At 65.5% G+C, this 21,292-nt stretch carries 16 protein-coding genes and 2 pseudogenes; 11 read left to right on the forward strand and 7 right to left on the reverse strand.

Going from position 1 to position 21,292, the window contains the following annotated elements; translation table 11 throughout:
* The coding region (locus ABH935_RS49255) for a hypothetical protein (protein ID WP_370384940.1) at window positions 1–221 on the forward strand (221 nt) is incomplete at its 5' end.
* Window positions 222–920: 699 nt separating this feature from the next.
* On the opposite strand, the gene ABH935_RS49260 is transcribed toward ABH935_RS49255, so the two are convergent.
* Complete coding sequence (locus tag ABH935_RS49260; RefSeq protein WP_370384941.1) at window positions 921–2,594, reverse strand: CDGSH iron-sulfur domain-containing protein; 1,674 nt, start codon at window positions 2,592–2,594, stop codon at window positions 921–923.
* Window positions 2,595–3,635: 1,041 nt separating this feature from the next.
* Between ABH935_RS49260 and ABH935_RS49265 the strand changes: the two genes are divergently transcribed.
* The 5 genes from ABH935_RS49265 (at window position 3,636) to ABH935_RS49285 (ending at window position 6,089) form a co-directional block, all read left to right on the forward strand.
* Entirely contained in the window at window positions 3,636–4,106 is a 471-nt protein-coding gene (locus tag ABH935_RS49265; protein WP_370384942.1) for a hypothetical protein, read from the forward strand.
* 181 nt (window positions 4,107–4,287) lie between these two features.
* Window positions 4,288–4,431: a hypothetical protein gene (locus ABH935_RS49270; RefSeq protein ID WP_370384943.1), complete on the forward strand. Its 144-nt coding sequence runs from the start codon at window positions 4,288–4,290 to the stop codon at window positions 4,429–4,431.
* Window positions 4,432–4,470: 39 nt separating this feature from the next.
* Entirely contained in the window at window positions 4,471–4,857 is a 387-nt protein-coding gene (locus ABH935_RS49275; RefSeq protein ID WP_370384944.1) for a sigma-70 family RNA polymerase sigma factor, read from the forward strand.
* The gene (locus ABH935_RS49280) at window positions 4,844–5,509 is read left to right on the forward strand and encodes a hypothetical protein (RefSeq protein ID WP_370384945.1); all 666 of its coding nucleotides are present in this window, start codon (window positions 4,844–4,846) and stop codon (window positions 5,507–5,509) included. Before ABH935_RS49275 ends, ABH935_RS49280 begins: the two co-directional genes overlap by 14 nt.
* A gap of 415 nt (window positions 5,510–5,924) precedes the next feature.
* Complete coding sequence (locus tag ABH935_RS49285) at window positions 5,925–6,089, forward strand: hypothetical protein (RefSeq protein WP_370384946.1); 165 nt, start codon at window positions 5,925–5,927, stop codon at window positions 6,087–6,089.
* A 16-nt stretch (window positions 6,090–6,105) separates the two neighbouring features.
* Here ABH935_RS49285 and ABH935_RS49290 read toward each other — a convergent pair whose 3' ends face one another.
* Complete coding sequence (locus ABH935_RS49290; protein WP_370384947.1) at window positions 6,106–6,375, reverse strand: hypothetical protein; 270 nt, start codon at window positions 6,373–6,375, stop codon at window positions 6,106–6,108.
* A gap of 457 nt (window positions 6,376–6,832) precedes the next feature.
* On the reverse strand, window positions 6,833–7,321 hold the full coding sequence (locus ABH935_RS49295; protein WP_370384948.1) for a hypothetical protein: 489 nt from the start codon (window positions 7,319–7,321) through the stop codon (window positions 6,833–6,835).
* 482 nt (window positions 7,322–7,803) lie between these two features.
* Between ABH935_RS49295 and ABH935_RS49300 the strand changes: the two genes are divergently transcribed.
* A complete protein-coding gene (locus tag ABH935_RS49300) occupies window positions 7,804–7,974 on the forward strand; it encodes a hypothetical protein (protein WP_370384949.1) in 171 nt (56 codons plus the stop codon).
* A gap of 81 nt (window positions 7,975–8,055) precedes the next feature.
* Here ABH935_RS49300 and ABH935_RS49305 read toward each other — a convergent pair whose 3' ends face one another.
* Window positions 8,056–8,199, reverse strand: coding sequence for a hypothetical protein (locus tag ABH935_RS49305; RefSeq protein WP_370384950.1), 144 nt, complete (start codon window positions 8,197–8,199; stop codon window positions 8,056–8,058).
* Between ABH935_RS49305 and ABH935_RS49310 the strand changes: the two are divergent.
* From ABH935_RS49310 to ABH935_RS49325, 4 genes and pseudogenes are all read left to right on the forward strand, one after another.
* Window positions 8,200–8,449 (forward strand): annotated as a pseudogene (locus ABH935_RS49310) (hypothetical protein); the annotation flags it as partial.
* A 555-nt stretch (window positions 8,450–9,004) separates the two neighbouring features.
* Complete coding sequence (locus ABH935_RS49315) at window positions 9,005–9,946, forward strand: serine hydrolase domain-containing protein (protein WP_370384951.1); 942 nt, start codon at window positions 9,005–9,007, stop codon at window positions 9,944–9,946.
* A gap of 163 nt (window positions 9,947–10,109) precedes the next feature.
* A pseudogene (locus ABH935_RS49320) lies at window positions 10,110–10,461 on the forward strand (hypothetical protein); the annotation flags it as partial.
* Window positions 10,462–11,255: 794 nt separating this feature from the next.
* The gene (locus tag ABH935_RS49325; RefSeq protein WP_370384952.1) at window positions 11,256–12,200 is read left to right on the forward strand and encodes a hypothetical protein; all 945 of its coding nucleotides are present in this window, start codon (window positions 11,256–11,258) and stop codon (window positions 12,198–12,200) included.
* A 2,144-nt stretch (window positions 12,201–14,344) separates the two neighbouring features.
* Here the strand turns inward: ABH935_RS49325 and ABH935_RS49330 are convergent.
* From ABH935_RS49330 to ABH935_RS49340, 3 genes are all read right to left on the reverse strand, one after another.
* Window positions 14,345–15,406 (reverse strand): integrase core domain-containing protein, encoded by a 1,062-nt coding sequence (locus ABH935_RS49330; protein WP_370384953.1) that lies wholly within the window; start codon window positions 15,404–15,406, stop codon window positions 14,345–14,347.
* A 382-nt stretch (window positions 15,407–15,788) separates the two neighbouring features.
* On the reverse strand, window positions 15,789–16,178 hold the full coding sequence (locus ABH935_RS49335) for a hypothetical protein (RefSeq protein WP_370384954.1): 390 nt from the start codon (window positions 16,176–16,178) through the stop codon (window positions 15,789–15,791).
* A gap of 197 nt (window positions 16,179–16,375) precedes the next feature.
* On the reverse strand, window positions 16,376–21,199 hold the full coding sequence (locus ABH935_RS49340) for a hypothetical protein (RefSeq protein ID WP_370384955.1): 4,824 nt from the start codon (window positions 21,197–21,199) through the stop codon (window positions 16,376–16,378).
* Window positions 21,200–21,292: the final 93 nt, after the last annotated feature.

Consider the following 21,292-nt stretch of genomic DNA (forward strand, 5'->3'; position numbering starts at 1 on the left):
TGACCACGACAGGCGAGGCCATCATCAAAGACGGCAACCTGTTCAGCCCCTGGAGCCCCACCGAGATGGGCAACGTCACCGACCTGCAAATCGACAGCGCCGCCGGCCGCATCGCAGTCCTGACCGACAACGGCGCCGCCATCGTCAAAGAAGACGGCCTCTACGGCGCCTGGGTCGACGAGATGCCCGGCGTCGCACAAATCGGCCTCACCAGCTTCTAACGAATCACCCCGGCTTCATTCCGCGATCTCCCGTTTGAGTGGGGGTCAGATCGTAACCGGCTGCCAAACTATGATCTGTAGGACAAGGGCGGAGCGGTGATCATGCAGGGCATTTCGGGCGCGGCGGTGTATGCCACAGCCTAAACATTCTCTGGGAGGGCAACGGAGGCCTCCTCGGGGCCGGGTACGGTTCGGGTGCGGACGTCGCGGCATCTGCCTGTGGGGTTTCGAAACCCTGTACATGCTCAGACCTGGGTTGAGAAGTCTCGGCGCAGGGCTTTTATGAGGCTCTGCGGTACTCGGTGAGGAGTCCTCGGAGGACACGTTCACGCCGTATCCGGCCGGTGCAGAACGGGACGACGTTCAGGTCGTCGGCCGGAGCCCGAAGGTCCAGTGCCCGGTGAGGTCGGGCGGCGTGAAGGTGAGGCTATGAAACGGAGAACCGCGTAGCGGTACGGACTGTGACCGCGGCAGCCGCCGTCAGCGCCGGCTCGGCGACCGTCGCCAGGGCCAACGACGACGCGGGTAGCCAGCCACGTTTTGAGCTGGCAGTCTCCTCGCAGCCGACCGGTGGACGCGCCCGACCCACCGGCGGCGTGAGGGGCTGGACGCCGAGCCCGTCCGCCTTCAAATCGGTCGTCATCTCCGTGGCCTCCATTCGATCACGGCGGAGAGGTGCCCCACGCAGTGATTCGCGGATTATTCCGGCTTGCCCGACTCGATCCACTGCTGGAACATCGCCACGTATTCCGGCGGCCATGCTCCGTCACATGGCATTGAACCGTTGCGCACCCGGGTGAGGATATCGTCGGCGTGCCTGCTCACGTCCGCGTAGGAGTGCAAATCGAAGACGAACTTCATGGAGTTCCGGTCGCGTGTGCGGAATAGGGTCTTCACATGGTCGAAGGTGACCTGTTCCCCCGCGGCGGGCACGGCGGGCTTCTCGTCCACCTCTTCGGGCGCAAGGGCCGCGACACGGGACCAGGGTGTCGCGTCACACACCCACCACCAGTGCGGCATGGGCATGTTCAGCGGCGGCTTCGAGTCGGACTGCGAATTCTCCACCGCGAGCCGGCTGCCCCACTCGATGTAGGAGAGGAACGCGGCACGGAAGTCCGCGTCGTTGGCCAGCAGCGCCTCGTTCGCCGCCGCGACCATCAGGGTGACCCACCGACCACGTTGTTCCTCGGTAAGGCGTTTGCCGATGTGCTGGCTGAGCATCCGGTTGTAGTCCCCGAACTTGCCGCTGTAGAGCGAGGGACCGCCAAACACCTCCGACAGCCAACTCGCCACCCGCTCGGGGTGGTCGGGCAACATCTTCGCGAACAGCGGGGACAGCAGCGGATCCTGCGGGACGTACTTTGCGTAGAACAACGTCGTGACCTTGAGTAGCGCCGGAAAGCCGCCCGCCCACTGGAACACCGTCGGCTCTTCGACGGGAGGTGGGTCGATGAAGTCGACGTACCAGTGCATGCCAGAACAGAACGGCTTGTTCTGTGACTGCCCGCAGCGGCACAGCGCATAGTGCTCGGTCGACGCGCCGGCCGGGCGGGGCACCGATTCGCCGTCGTCCTCGACGAGCGGGATGCCGCCAGTGATCCGGTATGGGCCGTCCTTGGAGACCTCGACCTGCTCCGGCCGGTTGAACTGATCCACCTGCTCGCGCGCTTCACGGCCGTCGATCCCGAAGCTCAGCGCACCGGACGGGCAGGCCCGCACTGCACCGACGATGTCGTCCATCCGACCGCCGCTCGGCGTGACGAACGGCTCGGAACCGCTGTGGAACGTGGTGTTCAGGCGGTCGGTGCAGAAGCCGGAGTGCTGACAGAGGCCCCGGTTGTCGTACACGGTGACCGACGCGCCGTCGTAGGTGTCCCGGTGGTCGGGCACCCGCTCGGGGCGCTTATCGCCGGTGAAGCCGGTTGCGGCGTGGGCGCCGTCGCAGAGCGGCTTCATGTCCGACTTGCCACATCGGCATAGTGCCATCTGGGGACGGGACTCGATGGTCTCGCCGAGGTGAGTGCGCAGCCGTTCCGCGCCGGTGAGCAGGTACGGGCCGTTGTGTGCGACCCGGATGCCGTTCGTGGCACCTGCCTGCAGCGCGGCCAGTTCGGCGATGCGTTGGGCGACCGCCGCGTCCGCATGCTCCTCCGTTGCCCGCGACCGAACCGCGCGCAGCTCGAGGTCCTGTAGCGCCGCGCTCGCCTCGATGACCTGGGAGGGGACGTGCGGTCCCGCGGTGAGTGCGGTGACCGAGGTGGTCAGCGACCACAGTGGAGTTGCCCAGTCGTTGGCCAGCTTCTGGGCCTCATCCTGCTCGGGTACGTCGGGGACCGCCGCGTTCCCGACCAGTTCGGCCAGCGGCCGGATCACGCTCGCGCGCAGCCGGGGCGCGCCTTCCTTCCACCACGACGCCAGTGCCGTGGCTTCCGCGAGAACTCTGGCTACCTGCTCCGGCGACGGTACGGTCGGGCCGGTACTGAGTGACATTGGCAGTCCTCCTCGTCGGTAATTGGCTTCGTAGCGCTGCGCGTCCTACTGCCAGCCCGGTAACAATACCCGCGCTCTTACTTTCGTGAGTTGTACTCCGAGCCCATTATAGACGCGGGCTTTGTCCTGAGGCTCGGCGTTCTGGATGAAATTGCGGATCCGAGAGCCTGAAACATGGCAATTTCGCGATCCGCCGCCGGGAGTGTCGCGGTGTCGGCCGCCCGTCCCCTTGCGCCTTCCTTACCTCGTGACGCTGCGAGGGCGCAGGGCCGTCGCGGTGCGTTTGTCGACGCGTCGCCGGCAAGGTATACCGCGCGCTGGGCCGAGTTCGAAGCGGCATTGGCGTGGGCGACAGACCCGGCCACCTGAGCACCCCGAACGTCTCCACCCCGGCGACCTGCCGGTCATCGTCGGGGACGGTGGTCCGCCTGACCGTCGATCACCTACCGTCCGGCGGCGATCCGAAGCCGCCGCTCAGACCCAGCTTCGTCTGGCCCAGCCCCTCGCCTCCGACCTGCGCCGGCCCTGGGCGAAGCCGCTGGACATGACCGGGGCCTGGACAGCCGCCCGGCTCGCGTGACCGCCAGCGCGTCACTGTCCACGACGTCGGCCGAGTCCTCGCGACCGGCGAGGCCTGTACCAGATCTGAACACCACGAGAAGGGCACCAAGCCGAGCCGGACGGTAAAGATCACCAACAGCATCCGGAGCAGGGGCCGGAGCCGCCCAAGACCGTTTGCAAACAAGGTACGGAACACCGTCGCCTGCGGACGGCTTCGGATCCATGTGACCACATCACAGTATGACTATTCGACACAAGCAGCATCCCGCCGTTCAGGCGACGTCTAGGGGGTGAACAGGGCGTCGCACCTGTTTCCTCCAGCTCCAGTCGAGCTGAGAGACGCATCCAGCCGAGGAGTCACTGATGGATTCTATGTGTCTACCCAAGCGCAAGCGCGGTCGCATCGCTCTGGCCGTCGTCACTGTCACCGGCGCGCTCGGTGTAGGAGCGGGCGTCGCTACTGCGGCGGGCGCAACCGCTCCGACGGCTGCGGCGCGGGCTTTCACGGCGGCGGCTCAGCCGATCGCGCACGCCGACGCTGTAAGGGATCAGCCGATCGCCAAGGCCGCCACGGCGGCCGCCATCACGAGCGGCGGACCGATCATTGTGGGCGACAGCACCTTCTGGCTGACCAAGGAAGGGCTGTACCTGCAGGCGCGCCGTGCGACGAAGCCGAATCTGTTGCGCGCTGCCGACGGGCAGCCAGGCAAGATCTCGGCCATGGCGATGGAAGACGCCTCCGGCACGGTATGGGCGGGCATCTGCCATCACTCGGTGTCCGATACCACCAAGGTCACGATCGAGGTGGACGGGCGCACCTGGACGCGAAGGTGATCTCGTTGCCCGGCAATCCCAGCTGGGGCGCGTTCTACGCTTTCGACTCGCACACGGTTGGTACGAGTCGTGAGCCGGCGAGCCCGAAGTTCACCGTGCAGAACGGCTAGCAGGCTGCGGCCGCACAGCGCCGACCCCGTTGTCGCATCGCAATTCACCACAATCCTTGACGAGGCCTATTGTGAGCGCTACCGCCGATGACGAGTTCCGAGACTTCATGGCTGCCCGCAGGTCGGCGCTGGTTCGCACCGCCTACCTGCTGACCGGCAGTCACCACAACGCCGAAGACCTGGCACAAACCGCGCTGGTACGAGCTTTCGTGTAATGGCCGCGAGTACGCGACAGCGATGATCCAGCCGCCTATGTGCGCCAGATTATGGTCCACTGCCATGCGGACCAGTACCGCCGGCGGCGGGTCGGCGAATGGCTTACCTCGCGCATGCCCGAGTTGACGCACGCCGCCGAGGCGCCCAGTGACGAGGACGAGCAGTTGCTCGCGGCTTTGGCGCGACTGCCGACGCGGCAACGGGCCGTAGTGGTCTTGTACTACTTCGACGAAATGACGCACGCCCAGATCGGGGCGGCGCTGGGCACCCGCGAGAGCACGGTGCGCAGTCAGTTGTCCCAAGCCATGGCCACGTTGCGCACCGACGGATCGTTGGCTGAAGCGACTCGCCGGGAACCCTGGTGCACGGACAGATTTCGGCATCCGCCCCGACTGGCGGAAAGGAAGCTTCATGAATTTCGATGAGACTCTTGCCAAGGCGCTGCACCGGGCTGCCGACCGGGTCGCCGTCAATGCCTCGCCTGTCGCGGAAACCGTACAGCGTGGTCTTGTGGCACGCCGACGTCGAAACCGGCGTCACGTGACGACAGCCGTCGCCCTAGTTGCCGTAGGGGCGGTTGTCGTCCCGGGTGTGGCGCTGATTTCCCGGCCTGCGACCACCGGCCAACGGCCTCCTGCATCCTCTACTTCGGTTTCCAGTGCGTCGACGCCGGGGATCGGAGTTCGGACTGTGGCAGTCGGACAACGGACAGATACGCCAACGGGCGCTGTGCTGTGGCTGAACACTGGAGGACTCTCACTCGTCACTTCTCGAGAGACTGCCGACCGGCCTGACACGGTCCAGGTTCCCCACGACACCAACTCGGCCGTCGTCATCAGCCGGGCTGTCGGCTCGACGACATTGTGGGCGGGTATTTACCACGGTTCGAGAACGCCGGTAGTGATCACAGTCGACATCGGTGGCCGGCGCTTGACGGCCTCGGTACTGACACTGACTGGTTCACCCGGCTGGGTGGCGTTCACCGCCGAAGGTGTCAATCAAAGCTTTAACTCAAAATCCCTCGACTCGGAGATTCCGAAGGTCTCCGTCTACGCCGCGGATGGTACCTATGGTTAGGTAACGGTAAGCAGACCGTCTGCGTTACTTCGCCCACTCCCGGCCTTGTCGTTTTCGCTGTACTCGGCTGAAGCCCGCTCATTCGGCGTGCGCGTGGGGTGATTGCGCGGCCCGTCGCGATCCGCGCCGACTGCCGCGCGCGGATCAACGGATCTCAACCGGATTACACAGCCCTCTCATTCGTCCACGGATCCGAGAACTGCGAAGAAGGCGTCGCGCTCTCGGCACAAAGGCCTGATCGTCGCGACTGCGCCTCTGGCCGTCGCCGCCATGCAGACTGGAGTCTCTGCGGACAGTTCCGACATCACCACGGCACCGCAGTCGCAGCCGATCGCTGCTCAGCCCCGGCTGGTCCCGCTGCTTACTGGGGACCGCGTGATGGTGCAAGACTGCAGGTGGGAAGACGCTGACGTCCATGCTCCCCGTGAAGGGAGCGAGTGACGCATTCGAGAGCTTCGACGACGGGATGGGTGACCACTACGTCATCCCCTCCGAAGCTGCTCCCCATGTCGGCGGGCTGCTCGATCTTTCGCTGCTCGACGTCACGAAGCCAGCTGGCTTGGGCGGAGCGCTGACCTAGTGCGGGAGCTCGTTGGCTAGGACCCGGCAGCCTTCGTCAACCTCGGAGCGGACATTGGGAACCGCCGGAAGCGCTCGGCGATACCCTCGGTGCTCAGCGCAGTCTGATCGGGCACCCGTCCCAGCCTTGCCACCCCGGAGAACAGCGTGCGGCCCTGGCCGTTGCCGAACGTGGTGGTCTTGATCGCGTTCTGCCTCCGTTTGCCGGACACGAGCGCCTTCCGGCCCGGACGTCCAGCAACGGGTCGCCGGACCCGCACGTCGGTGATGGTGATCCCGACAGGCATCTCGGGCGGGTAGCACTGATTACCGCGGTTCGGCGTGGTGGTGCGAGTGCGGTGCCAGCAAGTGCAGCCATCGATGAGGCGCTGCCGGTACCGGATCTTTCGAAGTCGGCAGCGGGTGGCAACTCCGTCGCGATCTCGAACGCTGAAGCGGGATAGACGCCGATTGCCGGTCAAACCTCATGCCGCCGGACGGCACTAGCTGGCGACACCCCGGCGAAAGCACACCCCAACGACCACCAACAGCCTTCCAGGACTACCTCGACAAGCAGAGCATCCCGCGCTGCGGTCCAAGCTTAACCTGGTTCCAGAACCAACAGCAGAGCATTGATCAACGCCTGTGGTTAAGCGGCAAGCTAAGGTAACCATGAGTGATGCCGGGTCATAGACTGCGAGGCTGCGCTCACGACGGTGCGGGCAGGACACGGTCAGAGCAGAGTCGAAACACTATCGGAGCGATTCAGAACAGGCCGATGACGGCGAGCAGCAGCGCGAGCGCGCAGCCGCCGAGGAACAGGCCGAAGCCGACCAGGAAGGCGCGGCCGGCGACCCTGCGACGCCAGCCGTCCGGGCTTCCGAGGGCCAGGCCGGCGAGCAGGATGCCGATGCCGGTGATCGCGACGCCGACGAACATGAGCTTGGCCAGGGCGTCGACGGCGGGACGGAACCCCACCGGGTAGGCCGTGTGGTCGCCGTCGAAGGTCACCTTCAGAACCTTGCCGAAGGGGTATTGGGAGGACGAGGTGTCGTTGAGGTGTGCGAGCGCTGATGGCGTGCTGCCGTTGCCCGAGGTGAACACCCCGGAGCAGTCATAAACGACGCTGCCTCGGGACAACCGCACCGGGTCGCATTGGACGATCGTCAGGTGCCCTGATCGGCCGATCCATCCGGCTTGCCGCGGCAGGTCCGTGCGGTGCGTGACGAGGTAGGCAACGCCGATCAGGAGCATGATTAACGTGATCAAGGCCATGGAGAACCGTTTCGGCCTGGACAGCGGTTTCAGTGTCGGGCCGGTGCGCAGGACCTTGCGGAGGGCGGGGCGCGCGGTTCGGGGCGGCCTGGCCTTACCGGTGGACTCGGCCGTCGAGTCCGTGCGCGGTTTCTGCTGGGGCACGGAAACGAAGCTACTTGCTCGCAGCGGAATCCGATAGCGATCATGGAGCGATCGGCGCCGGTACGGCGGGCGAGGCATGATGATATGGGTGGTCCGGAGCCGTAGCCTGCCTCGCTGCGAGCGCAACGGTTCAGGCGCTCGGCTGGCAGACCGGCCGGACGGACGGCCTGATCGACGCGGCCTCTGGCCGGCGATGCCACTGCGCCCTCCGAATTACCACGACCCGCACTGTCGGCCCCGTGATCGAACCTGGCGCAGCATTCGCGCCGATGAAACCGACCACCCGGGCGGCGGACTTGACTGTCGCTCCTCGCCCGATGAGGTGGCAGACGACCGTGTCCCGGATCTGGCGGGACTTTGGCTTGGCCCTGCGCCGCGCGGACTTGTTCAAGCTGTCCACCGATCCGTTCTTCGTCGACAAGGTCCACGACGTGGTCGGGCTGTACCTAGACCCGCCCGAGCGGGCCCTGGTTGCTGTGCGTGGATGAGAAATCGCAGATTCGGGCGCTAGACCGGTCGCGGCCGGTATTGCCGATAATGCCCGGTGTACCGGAGCGGGCCAGCCACGACTACGTGCGCTCGGGCGCGACCATGCTGTTCGCGGCCTTGGTCCCGGCCAGCGGCAAGGTCATCGGATTGCTGCACCGCCAGCGCAGTTCAAGAAGTTCCTCGCGAAGATCGACGAAGAGGTCCCCGCCAACGGGGATGTGCACGTGGTCTGCGACAACTACGGCACCCACCTGACCAGCCGGCGGTGCCTCCGGATAGCGGACTGGGCCCAGCCAACAACGTCGAGATCGCCTACACGCCGACCAACAGTTCGTGGCTCAACCGCATCGAAGCTCAGTCCACCGCGCTGCGCACTTCGCCCTCTACGGGATGGACCACGCCAGCCACAAGAAGCAGGGCAACATGATCCGCCGCTACATCATCTGGCGGAACCGACACGCACACGACCTCTGACTACGTCAGATCGTCACCAAGGCGAACGTTGCCTGACGCGACACTAGCAATGCCCTGCGGCCCCTTTCTGCCAGGGGGCACACCGAGCTTCGGATAGGGGTGATCGCATCGACATTGACAGTCGGCGTTCAGCTGAGCCTCTCTTCGCGACAGCCGCGCAACATCAACGCGACAGTGGTTTGGCAGCGACGTGGAGGAGACTGTGCCAAAATGAGGAGGCTTTCGGGAACCGCCAGCCGCGTTGCACGTGACCTGCGGTCGGCGCTGCTGCAACCGAGTCGCCGTTTTTCGCCGCCCGGTTGCGCGTCCAAACTCACTGGAAGTGACCGGGCTTTGCGGGCGCACCGAGTTGTCACCCCGGCCACCTTGTTCACATGGCATTGGCGTTGGGCATCCGTCGGATTCAAGGCGAGCTGTGTCGCCCCGGGCACCGCATCAGCGAGGCTGAGCGAAGTCGAGCGACTGCCGGGCGCCCGGCAGCGACTTTCCGTACCGGGGCTTGGTGGGCGTCGTACAATTATCGACCGGTTTAGCGGATATCGACGGAGGTGGCGGATGGGCACGGTGGCTGCGGGCGCGGTTGTCGGGGTCTCGCGGGGTGGGCGGCGTACGTTCGAGACCGAGGGGCTGATCCAGGCCGACGGCTCGTCGATCTTCCGCATCGCGTCGCTGACGAAGCCGCTCACTGCGGTGGCGACGGTCCGGGCGTTCGCAGAGCGGGGGATTCCGCTTGCTACGCCGGCGGTCGAGTTATTGCCAGGTTTGGCCGCTGATTGGCGAGCCGATTATGCGATCTCCGTTGAGCAACTGCTCGCGCAGGTCTCTGGGCTGCGGGAGTCGGTGGACGGGGCGACCGTGGCCGCGCTCGGTCGGGGGCCTGATGTCCTCATGGAGGCGGCACGGCTGGTCGTGCGAGCAGGCAATGAGCAGGTGCCCGGCGAGAGCTGGTCGTACTACAACGGGAACTACTTCCTGGTCGGCTGTCTTCTCGCATCAGTCACCGGCGCCAGCTACGAGCAGGCGCTGGACAGCACATTGCTCACGCCGTGGGGCCTGAGCCACACCGGCTTCGATACCCCAGCTGCGCCGATCACGGGCTGGGACGGGCAGACCGCGCTGTCCATCGAGGACTACCCACGCGGGCGGCGTCCCAGCGGCGGACTCTGGTCCTGCGCGGAGGACTACCTCTCGTTCGCAGAGCACCTGCTTGCCGATCCGGCGCTCGTGGAGGAGATTCGTCGGCCGCGCACCCGAGCCGAAGACCCGATGACCTACAGCCTCGCTTGGGCGCTCGGTCCCTCCGGCCAGATGTACCTCAACGGGCGGCTGGCCGGGTATCGGACCGCCGTCCTCGTGGCGCCGGAGCATGGTTACGCGAGCGTCGCCTTCGGCAATCAGTCGCAGCTGCTGCCGCAGATCGCCAAGCGTCTTAGTGATCTGCAACAGGAGCTCACCGGTGACCGTCTGGCCGTGGCAATCGAAGCTTTCGCCGAGTGAGCCCTCTTGCGTTGTGAGCCTCGGAACGCCGTTCCGTTCAAGACGGATCACGCGTTCTAGCTGCGCAACAGTCAGAGGCCTGTGGGGTTCAATAACACCGCCGTGGCGTTCACCTGGGACGTTTCGATCCGGCGCGACGTCTGATGCGGAATGATGGATGGTTGTGTCCCCTCGTCTGATGTATCTCCTGTTCTGTCGGATAGCGTCCTGGCTGGTGTTGCTCCGTCGTAGCGGCGCGGCCAAAGACGTCGAGTTGCTCGTACTGGGCCGCGAGGTCGCAATCCTGCGCCGGGCCAATCCGAAGCCGCGGCTGGAGTGGGCCGACCGCGCGTTGTTCGCGGCGCTGATCCGGCTGATGCCCACGCACCTTCGCGCCTACCGGCTGGTCACCCCCAGCACGGTGTTGCGCTGGCACCGGCGGCTGGTCGCGGCCAGGTGGCGACAGGCCCCGCCCGCCGGGACGCCCGCCGATCAGCGAGGAACTTGTCGAGCTCATCCTGCGCCCGGCCCGCGACACGCGTCCCGGGACGGGTACTGGTCCGTCGTCTCCAGGACCAGGCGCACTGCCCGCTCACGCAGGTCCTGGGGGTATGGCTTCGCTCTGTACGTCATAACCACTCAATCCTTACAAAAAGATCGAGTCTAGATCAAACCCGGAGCGGTTCAAGACCGCCTGAACCAAGAACTTCTACACCACTTCAGTGGACGTGACCCCTCCGCGCCGCCGGCCGCGGTTGTGGGAGCAGCTGCGAATACGGCGTCGGCGTGTTCGACGCTTTCGCCAATGCTGAACCAAACGGAAGTGGGCCGTGTGGTATTGAACGGCAACTTTCCCGGCGTCGGTGCGGCACGGCGGTGGAGGCTGCTGGCAGCCGCAGGATTACATTGGGAAATGATCACGCAATGCGGGAAACGAATCCGATAACACTGGCCTCCACACCAGCTCAGACCGCTTTCGCTGGATAGATCTCGGAGCGGTCAGGTGCATGGCAGGCGTTTGACAGTTGTTTGGCAGCGAGGCTGTATAGACTCTGCGTGTTGGTTTCGTCAGATGATCCAAGCGCATCGATAGTCATCGACAGTGAGTGACCGGACCCGTGATAGAAAGCTGAACGCAGTGGAAGGTCCGCGACACGTGCTCTCGAGGAAAGCCGCACCAATCACGTCCGGCACTCAAGTTTCTGACCTCGTCCGCCCGTAGACGCCATGCAAGATACCGGTTTCACAACAGGCGAATGATGAACCATATGCTGCCCGGACGTTCGGGCGGTTCTGGCGCGAAGTGGTTCCCTAAGGAGGACTCACGTAGATGACGCATCTTCTGCAGTTGTATGGCGGCGTGGTCCCCACCATCGTCTCTGATTCCGCCGTATCGGCGTCGTGGGCCTCTGCGTTGGGCTTGCCGTACCGACGAGTAGATGAGCTGACTGAGACGTCGGATGCCGTGCCTTCGGCCGCGCTCGTCATCCTGACCCGAGATGAAAACTATGCCCGGCAGGCCTTCCTCGGCGATTCCTTCGCGAAGTCCAGATCCCTGTGGCTTCCGCTGGCCGCGTTCGACGGTTGCGATGAGGCCGTGTCCTATGCCTTGGGTCACCTGGCGCGCATGGACTTCGCCGGCATGCTGCAGGGACACCTGGCCGCGCTGGAATTCGTCGAGGAGTCCAGCAAGATGAGTTTCGAAGGCGACCATGGCACGCGCTTTGAGGTCGGCTTTGGCCCAGAAGTCGAGTTCACGATGCTTCAGGACCTGGAGGTCCCGGTCGGCGAGCCGGTCTCACTTGCGAGCTTCTTCGAGTTCGCGACAGAGATCTACACCGAGACGTTTACCTCCGGCCTCCCGCTGCCGTTCGTCGTCGACGGCGTCCTGTCGCCTTCGGGGATTCTGTGCGCCTACGCGCCCGGTGCATATCACGCCGACGACACCGTGGTTCTCGATGCGCGCCGATTGGCCCGTCGAGCTGCGTCGGCACGTACCCGGGTCCGGATTAGCAACGGAGTCATCGATGCCGTCGAGATGGACGGCGAAGAGGTCACGCAAGAGTTCAGCAAGTTCGCGGGCCCGCACGGGCTTCGGGCCACCGAGTTCGCCATCGGATTCCATCAAGCGCCCGAGGATTCGCTGGACTGGCGGATCAACTCCCCGGTTAACGAGGGCGTCCAAGGAATTCACGTCGGTATCGGAGACGGGCAGACGAGCCTACACTTCGACTTCGTTTGCGACGACGTCGCCGCTGTTACCACGGGGTACTGATCACAGGACCCTGATGAACGCGATTTCGGAGGGGAGGTGTAGGTCAATGATTGTGACAGTGAAGGTTACCCCAGGTGCGCAGCAGTTCTCGCGCAAGCCAGCCGGCGCCAAGAGCAAGTACGCCTGGCCAGCCAAGTCCGCATGACCCACGTCAGCCGACGTTGAAGATCGGGCCGCCCGACCGCGCTGCACAAAAGCTCGGGCGGGTGGCCTCGTTTGCGTGGCCGATGCTGTCGTTAGCCCGCAGGATCCGAGACTACTGGCGAAGGCCGACCCGTGGCATGAGCGCCAGCTTAATAATCCTCGGGCAGCCGTCGGCCAATAAGAGTCGCCTTCGGGGCTACGGTTCGCACGGCCGGGTTTGTCCTTTGCCCGGTCGAGTGCGTGTGTCAGTTTCTTCACCTTCGGTGACTCCTCCGGTCGGCCAGTTTGGGACCCTGACGGTGGATGAGATGGGGCAAGGCCGTGGTGAGTGACGGTGTCGTGTTACCTGCGTGAGGCCCGGGGTGGATGTGGGTAGGCGGTTCGTGGTGGTTTGCATTGGATCGCCTTGCCCAACGGCGTCCAGTGGCAGCTGGAGACCGAGCGGTTCGACACCACCCCCGCGGCGCTGCGGCCACTGGCTGCGCAGTCGGCTGAACGCGTGATGGTATTGGAGTCCACCGCGGCCGTTGTTCTACCTGAACCGTTCCGGGTTTGCTTCCGACTAATGCCTCGATCCGGTTGGCCATTTGTTATCGGCGGCGAGCCGCCGATCAGTATGCGGATGCCTCGGACGCTGCTTGGCCGGATCGATGCGGCTGGTCGTAGCAGTAGATCCCGGCCTAGATTGGATTGTTGGGCATGCAGGACACCGTCGAGTGGGCCGGGCGCGCCGACGCTACCTCGCCCTGATCCAGGCCGTGGCACATCTGGATGCTGATCTCGATCCCGTGCCCATGAGGTAGCGCATCACGCCCAGGATCCAGCCGATCTCGGCGGACTTCGCGAACACGGGCCGGTTCACGGCCTGGGCCTGCTGGTCCGGATCGAGAACGGGCTAACCGTACGGGCGGCGCCAATACCCAGTCGGCAGCGTGATTGCTATCTTGCTGTGGCGGACCCACTTGCCCGGCTGGCATGTATCCCCATTGCGTGATCAGATCGGGCTCTACCCACGGCGTCCGGGACCTGCGGTCGGTGCACTGTAGCGAGATCGATGGCCAGTAGTCAGCCGACTGCATGGCCAACACGCTGATCCTTGCCAACGCACTGCGGCCTGGGCCCCCGCGCCGAGAGCCGTGATCGCCTGACCGCCGCTGACCGCCACCCGCTCGTGGATCTCGCCCAGGCCCCCTGCAGACGCAGCGGCCTGACCTTGCAGCCTCACGATCGATGATGCCCGTAAGAAGGTCAAGAACCAGAAGTCGTTCCCGAAGTCACCCTGATCTACCAGAGGCGGACATGACAGGTGCCTATAAGGGTTCTGACAGGCTGGTCGAATATCTTGTTGAAGACGCCTAAGCCCGTAGTGGCTAATCGAAGGGATCGTGATGCATCTCAGAAGGCATGCAGTCGTGCCCGCTCTCGTCACCGCTCTACTCGGAGTCGGTGGTGTCTCAATGAGTGCGACGGCTTTCGCGAGCACCACAGTCAGTACATCATCGACCGTCAGCCCAAATGTTTGGGCATATTCCGGCCGCTGGTTCTACAACGAGTCCGTGTGCCGTGTCGACGGCAACGACGCCGTGCAAGAGGGGCTCGCTCAGGCGTACTCCTGCAACTACGAGTGGAACAACAGGGCTGGTGGCCCCGTGTTCGACGAGTACTGGTTCCAGTAGAGCATCGAGGATACCTGAGATATCTCCGCGGCGTGGATCTTCTGCTGAGTCGGGGTACCGCCGCGAGTCTCAGACGTGCTGGAATCTAGGCCGACGCCCGTCCCATCAGGGAACGATGGTGGGGCGGGTTTGATCTGTGTGGCGTAGAATCGGTCATTAGGTGTGTTGGTTGAGGTGGACCACAATGTGGTGGCCGCGGTTGACAATCTGGCTGCTGATTCCCTTCGAATCGACGCTGGATCGCATTGGGGTTGCGTCGGCGTAGCCCTGTACCGCGCCAAAACCAGCCAATATGTGCGATGACCAGCTGGTTTGCCGGTCTGGTCAGGCGGCTCGGTGGTATTCGTGGATGGTGGTGGCGGGGACTTGTCGGCGGCGGATCTGTCCTTCGGTTGGGATGGCCTCGGCTGGATCGGCGTTGGGAGGGGTCTGGTCCCGGGCTTGGTGGGGCCGGTGCTCGTTGAAGTGGTTTTCGTAGGCGGCGAGGACCTTGCGGGCGTGGGCCTGGCTGAACAGCAGGACGTTGTTGGTGCAGTCGTACCTGGCTCCGCGGATCCACCGCTCGGCCCAGCAATTCGACCTGGGCTGGCGTGGCGGGGTTCTCACGACCTCGATGTTCTCCGAGGCGAACACGGCATCGAATTGTTCGATGAAGTTGGCGCCGCGGTCGCGGATCAGGAATCGGAAGTCGTTGGTTCGGCCTTCCAGTGTGGCCATGAGTTGCCGGGCCTGCTGGGTGACCCACTGGCCGGTCGGATGCGCGGTCACGCCCAGGATGTGTACGTGGCGGGTCTTCACCTCCATCACGAACAGGACGTAGAGCCGCTTGAGCGTGACCGTGTCGATGTGGAACAGATCGGTGGCCAAGATCCCGTGCGCTTGGGCCTTGAGGAATGTCCGCCACGCCGTGTCCATGCGCTTGGGCGCGGGTGGGATCTTGCGTTGCTTCAGGACCCTGCGGATCGTGCCTTCCCCGACGCGGTGGCCTAGGCGGCGAAGCTCGCCTTGGATCCTTCGGTGGCCCCATCCAGGATTGTCGCGCGCCAACGTGATGATCAGATTGCGGTTCTCCTCGGACACCGGCGGCCGACCGGGTGAGCGGGGCTGGGCCCATTTGCGTTTCACCAGGCGCCGGTGCCAAGCCAGCAGTGTCGCCGGCGTCACGATCCGATGCGCGTGCAGCTCACGCGGCAGAAGCCGAGCCAGCGCGGCCAGCACAGCCCGATCGGTCCAGGACGGCTTCGGCTTCCCGACCTGACGACGCAGAATCTCGACCTCATGCCGCAGCGCTAGAATCTCGACGTGGTTCGCGGCATCGTCGCGGGCGAGCAGCGCCAGCCAGGCGAAGACCTTGGCGCTGAGCTGGTAGATCAGTTTCACGGCCACAGTCGTCGAGCCTGCGAGCCGATCAACCAATCACACAAACGGGCAGGTCAACGGCCATGCGTCCATTCTGGCGCGGTACAGGCGCTGCGCGCCACGGAAGTTGCCCGGTCCGGGCTATCAGGACCAGGCACGGCGCGCCGCCGGCCTAATGCGCCTTGCCGGCGGATCGACATTTTGATCGCTGGAGATTGGACTTGAAGCAATCCAGCCTTAGCCATATCGCGCGGGTCTCGCGGCACCCCGCCCTGGACGCCTCCAGACGGCCACCGCTTCCCTGATGTCCCATTCGGCTTTCACCTCCAGGTAAGTCAGGCGACCCAGGAACCTCCTTCCGAGTCCCTCCCGACTGCACCGGGAATGCAACGAAGCGCCTCACGGCGCACTAGCCCCACGTGCCGTTCTCACGCGCCAGGCGCAGAACCAGCCGCCGGATCGAGGCCACGGTCCGCGGACGCCCGGGACGTTTGGGCCTGCTGCGGGCGGCATGACGCTCGTTAAGCAGATCGCGGTGCCAGCGCAGGACGGTGTCCGGGCTCATGATCAGCTGTAGCTGGCGTAGCGTCCTGTGCGGCAGCCTGCCGAGCCGTGCCGCCAGAAACGCCCGATCAGCGCGTTCGAACCGTACCCGTTTTCCGCCCAACTGACGCCGCAAGATCCCGACCTGATGGCGCAGCGCCAAGATCTCGGCATCCCTCTCCCGACCGCTCATCGGGAGAAGCCGCAACGCAGCGAACGTATTCGTCACTGCCAGATACGCGAACCGGACCAGCACAACCAACCATCATCGCCATTCCGGGCCGCCACCGCACCGAAAACCGGTTGATCACTCGCCGCTACGAAGCGACGGGCCAAACCCATCCCCACCAGCACGGACGATGTTTTCAGCACGTACAACTCCCGACTCTGGGCAGCCTCCTGATGCAGCCGGACTACGCCGAATAGCCGGGCTACGCCGAAGAACCTGGAGCTTCAGCTGTTGACTAGCCTGTGAATACGCCCGGCGAGCTCTGCGGGACAGTCGGAGCGTCTCGCCAGTTCGAGGGCGTGGTGGGTCGGGGCTTTGCGTTCGTGGACGATGAACGCGTCCGCGATCGCTGTCTTGGTGCCCGCCTCCGAGTTCGGCCACAGCTCGTCGGTCAGCCACAGGGCGAACTCCGGAGAGTGGACCAGCAACGACTGCATGATCGTCGCGAGGACGCGGCTCACGCCTTTGCCGAGTTCGTGAGCGTCCCAGCCGGTCAGGGCGCCGCGCACCGTGGCTTCGAGTTCACCGATCGGCAGCCGCCGCATCCCCAGCGAGCCTACGGTCTTGACCCACTGGCTCACGTCTGTGGTCATCCGGGCTCGCGTGCTCACCGGCAGGGCGTGCTCGCTGTGCAACCGGTCGGCGAATTCGAGGACCGGTTCGGTGGAGCGCTGCACGATCGATCGCACAGCTTCCGTCGGCAGCGGGCTCGCGTCGTCGAGGCGGATCAGCAGGTCGATCAGTTTGGTGATGAGTTGGCTTTCCTCCCTCCGGTCAGCCGCCGCGCGGAGCCGGTCGACGACCACCGCCGGATCGATGAGCAGGTCATGGACCAAGGTCTCGTCGGCCAGCATGACAGCGACGTACTGCGCGGCGGTGGAATGGCGTGTCGACAGCAGGGACGCCAGCCACTCGGCCTGATCCGGCGTGAAGGCAACGGGGTCTTCGCGGATCGCCCGGTGCAAGCTCCGGACGGCGTCGGCCGCGGACGCGTGATCGTCGCCGGACCGGACCTCGGCGTCCAGCCACTCACGGGCCTGCTCATCGTGCAGCGCTATGCGGCCCTCGAAGTCCGCGCGCCGCACTGTGGCCCTGACGCCCTTGGCGAGAAGCAGAGCACGAATTTGCTCCTTTGCCTGGAGCAAAAAGGACGTGGGCGCGACGTTGATCCAGGTCTTGACAGCGCTGGCCCGGGCGGTCTCCCAGCTCGCCTGCTCGTCGTCATCCCGGGCTTCGCCGTCATCCCCGATTTCCTCGCCTTCCCCATCTTCCCGGAGCTCGCGGAGCTCCCGGACTTCGCGGTCACGTTCCATGAACGCCGCGAGCAGTGGCTCGTGCAGATCCGCCTCATTCCTGGCCGTGGCGATCAGCGCCGGCCAGATCCGGCGCGCATCGATCGTCACGAACTGCTGGAGTACCCCGACAAGCCGCTCCCGGGTGGTCCGGTCGAGCGCGCCGTCCGCGACCTCCATCGCCAACGATGCCAACGCACCGCGGGCGCCCCGGCCGAGCGGCGCCCGCACCGTGCACAGCATCGCCACGACTTCGTCCGCGTGGCTGTTCGCGATGAACCGGGCGGCGTTGACCCACCGGTCGCCGAAGGTGAGCGGTTCGCCGCCGAGTAGCTCCGACAGCAGCTGCCGCCGGACGAGCGGGTCATCGCAAAGCTCGTGGAGCAGCCGGACCTGGGCCATGTCCCACCGCGCGGGCAAGCGGGCCTGCAGCATGTCGCGCCAGTCGGTCCAGCCCTGGTCCTTGCGTACCTGGTAGTTCAGCCAGCACTGACGCATCAACCGGCCGACGACGTCCGACGGGAGGTCGGATGGGAGTTCAGCGGAGAGCATGGCGGCGGCGACCGTCGGCCAGAGCGGCGACACCTGCCCGCCAGGTCCGGAAGACTCAAGGCCTGACTGGAGGAAGACGCGTTGTGCGCCGACTCCGAGCCGAATGTAGCGCTCGCACAACAGCTTCGTCGTTGCCGCGTCCGGACCAGCCGAGCAGACGGGAATCACGAGGTTCTTCGGCAGATTGAGCCAGCGGTTCCTGGACATCGAATCCACCCGGCTGGCGACGAGGTCGAGCGCGGTCGCGAGGTATCCGGCCCGGCGCGAGGTGTCCGCCCGGGCGATCAGCACGCCCGCGGTGCGGGCCGCTTCCGTGACTCCGCTGTCGGCGATCTTCCCTTCCGCGAGCATGGGGATGACGATCCCCAGCGCGGTGTCCACGCATGGATCGGGCGCATCGGTGAGCGGCTGGACCAGGGAGTGGAGCAACCCGCGGTCGTGCTCGCCGACGATTCGGACGTGGGCCTGGAGCAGGTCGGGCGACTTCCGGGCCAGCGCGGCGAGCAGATGATCCTGCGCTCCTTCGGCGACCAGTCGCGGCACGGCTGCCGCGACATCCTGGTAGCGGTCTGTCGAAGCGTCTTGAAGCAGCAGGTGGCGTGCTACCGGCCAGAGGAAGGAGTGCGCGTCCGCCAACCCGGCTCGCAACTGCTCGAGCTCGGCGGCGTCCGCCTTCTGCAGGAGCCAACGGGCGACGGCGAACTCGGCGAACCCCTGGTGGAAGAACTCGTTCCGGCCCGCCTGCTGGCGGACGACGCCCTCGCTCACCAGGGCTCTCATGCCGATCTCGACGTCCAGACGGGAGACGTCGACCGTCAGGGACAGCCGCTCGGTGCTCTGTTCCCAGATCGCCTTGGCGAGGGTCAGCGCGGCCGCCTCTTGTGCGCGGCTCTTGTTGGTGCGGCGACCCTTGCGGTCGCGGCAGATCCGCTGCTCCCAATAGGTCAGGAGCAGGCCGGTGATCGTCAGATCAGTCGGGACCCCGGTGGTGCCGCTGCTGTACAGGTCGCACGCGAGCGCGAGCCGCAGCGGTACCGCACAGACCTCGCGCACCGTCGCCGCCGAGACGGCATCGGACAGTGAGTCGACGAAGCGGCTCTTCTCGAAGGCGCTGCGCTCCAGGCCGTCTACGTATGCCGAGGCCCATTCGATGATCTCCTGGGCGGCGAGGACCGGCATCAGAACCGCGTCGCCGTCACAGTTCCCCAGCCGGGGCCGCTTGGTGCGGGGATCCTGCAGAAGATCCTCGAACTCGCGGGTTCGACAGGTCAGGAACAGCTGGGCGTCGCGCGCGGCGTCCGCCAGGACGGTGGTGATCGCCTCCACGGTGTCCTCGGACAGGACGACGTCGAGGGCGTCAACCAGGAGGAACACGTTGGGGTGATCAGCCGCGACGGACTGGAGCAGAGACCGTAGTCCGTCGGCGGGTAGCGACGGGTGCGGGTCGGCCTTCTTCGGCGGCGAGACTGTCGGCAAGCTGGGGCGGTGCACCCGGGCCGCCTCGGCAAAGGCGATGTCGGCGGACCGCACGTCCGACACGTCGGCGGAGCCTGAGATGCCGTCGCAGGCGACCAGGACGACTGCCGCCGCGGAGATGCCGGACGCCGAGCCGGACTCGGGCCCCGGATCGGAGTCCGGTGCCAGCTCGTTACCCCGGACCAACTCGCCGGCCAGCTGCCCGAGCAGCACACTCTTCCCGAGGCCACCCTCGCCCACGATGAACCAGATCTGGCCCGGGACGGCTCCGGCGCCATCGATGGCGCGGGAGATCAGATCCAACCGGGAGACGGAGGGGAGTGCGAAGGGCTTCAGCCCCTCCAACTCGTCTTGGAAGGAGCCGCGCTCAGACTCGATCTGCCCGGTCGGATACGGGTCACCAGCGTGTTCCGGGGCGGTCGCCCGGTCAGGGGCTGGCGTGCTGGCCGGACTCGCCAGTTGTCCGGGCTGAACGTGCGCTCCGAGCGGTGCGGACATGACCGCGGTGCGATCGATCGTTCGCCGAACTTCGGTTGCGACGGTTCCCCGAGCTCGCAGAAATCTGGTACCTGTATGGGCAGCCAGGCGGAACAGCCACCACCGGGCATCAGAGTCGAGGCTTTCGAAAGTCAAGTGGAGGAGCGCTGTGGCAAGCAGGGAGAGGAGAAGCTGTTCCGTCCAGTTCCCGTCGAACTCAACTGGGATGAAGGCCGGGCGAGCGGCGTAGCGGACGGTGTCGACGAACAATGCGGTCTCACGGAGCAGGCCCCTGGACTGTTCCGCGGTCCGGTCAACCACGTAGTGCAGCAGCGCTTCGCGCTGTTCATCGGAGTACTCGGAAAACCGGCGGACGATGGCGGAAACCGCCAACATCGCGAGGTCACAGCTCAAGGGTGCGGCTTCGTCGAACGTCGACAGGTCCACGAACAGAAATCGTTCGTGGGCAACGGTTCCATCAACTCTGGGTACGAGGATGTTGTCCTCGTGCAGATCGCAGTGTGCGAAACCGGCGATGTACTGGACACGATCGTCGCCGTCGCCGCCGAATCTCGAATCGTCGAGGAGCGCCAGCGGATTCGCCAGCGGCATATGGGATCCGTCCTCGACTGTCTCGATCCATTCAGCACCGACGTCGAGCAGCGCGGGATCGATCCCGAGACCATGTGCCAGGTCGGCGCCCGTTCCAACAGCCGTACCAGCCAATCCGTCTCGGATGAAGCCGTCCAGCGCGAGCTCTTTGAGCTGCCAAGTCCTTTCGTTGGTCCATGTCCCCGTCAACGCCCGCACGACCTCGGTGGCAGTCCGCAGACGTTCAGCCGCCGAATAGTCGGACATCGGCTGGCATTCAGCCAGACTGCCACCCGCGATGTTCTGCAGCAGTACCTCGCCCCCGCTCGGGAGGGCGATCGGATTGCCCTGCATAGGCACGAGATGCCGGTCCGCGAAGTCGTCTGGCGACATCTCCAGAGCAGCGTGGTGTCGCGCTCCTTCACGGCGACGGCCGTCTGCAGGACACACCTTGACCACGTATTTGCGCGGCCGCGCCGGCGACGGCGGCCGCGAGGTCTCCACGACGGCGGCGAGGACCGCCCCGCTGTAACCTGAGGCCACCCACCGAGGCGCGGCGAGGTCGATGATCCGGTTCCGCTGGCCCACGGCAGTCTCCAGTGCCTCGGCCGCCTCACTGCCCAGGACCGCCGCGAGGCGGAGCGTCTCATCACCCGGCATCTGTCCGACTCTCCGCAAGCGCTCGCCGACGACACGGCGACGAGGCTTACGAGCGGTGGACCCGTTCTGTAGACAAGCGCACGCGTATTGAGA

This window comes from Catenulispora sp. GAS73, assembly GCF_041262085.1.
Taxonomy (GTDB): Bacteria; Actinomycetota; Actinomycetes; order Streptomycetales; family Catenulisporaceae; genus Catenulispora.

Coding starts and splice junctions, on each gene's coding strand:
- ABH935_RS49265 (WP_370384942.1), top strand. CDS start 3,636: ATGGATTCTATGTGTCTACCCAAGCGCAAGCGCGGTCGCATCGCTCTG.
- ABH935_RS49280 (WP_370384945.1), top strand. CDS start 4,844: ATGAATTTCGATGAGACTCTTGCCAAGGCGCTGCACCGGGCTGCCGAC.
- ABH935_RS49285 (WP_370384946.1), top strand. CDS start 5,925: ATGCTCCCCGTGAAGGGAGCGAGTGACGCATTCGAGAGCTTCGACGAC.
- ABH935_RS49290 (WP_370384947.1), bottom strand. CDS start 6,375: ATGCCTGTCGGGATCACCATCACCGACGTGCGGGTCCGGCGACCCGTT.
- ABH935_RS49295 (WP_370384948.1), bottom strand. CDS start 7,321: ATGCTCCTGATCGGCGTTGCCTACCTCGTCACGCACCGCACGGACCTG.
- ABH935_RS49300 (WP_370384949.1), top strand. CDS start 7,804: ATGAGGTGGCAGACGACCGTGTCCCGGATCTGGCGGGACTTTGGCTTG.
- ABH935_RS49315 (WP_370384951.1), top strand. CDS start 9,005: ATGGGCACGGTGGCTGCGGGCGCGGTTGTCGGGGTCTCGCGGGGTGGG.
- ABH935_RS49325 (WP_370384952.1), top strand. CDS start 11,256: ATGACGCATCTTCTGCAGTTGTATGGCGGCGTGGTCCCCACCATCGTC.
- ABH935_RS49340 (WP_370384955.1), bottom strand. CDS start 21,199: ATGCCGGGTGATGAGACGCTCCGCCTCGCGGCGGTCCTGGGCAGTGAG.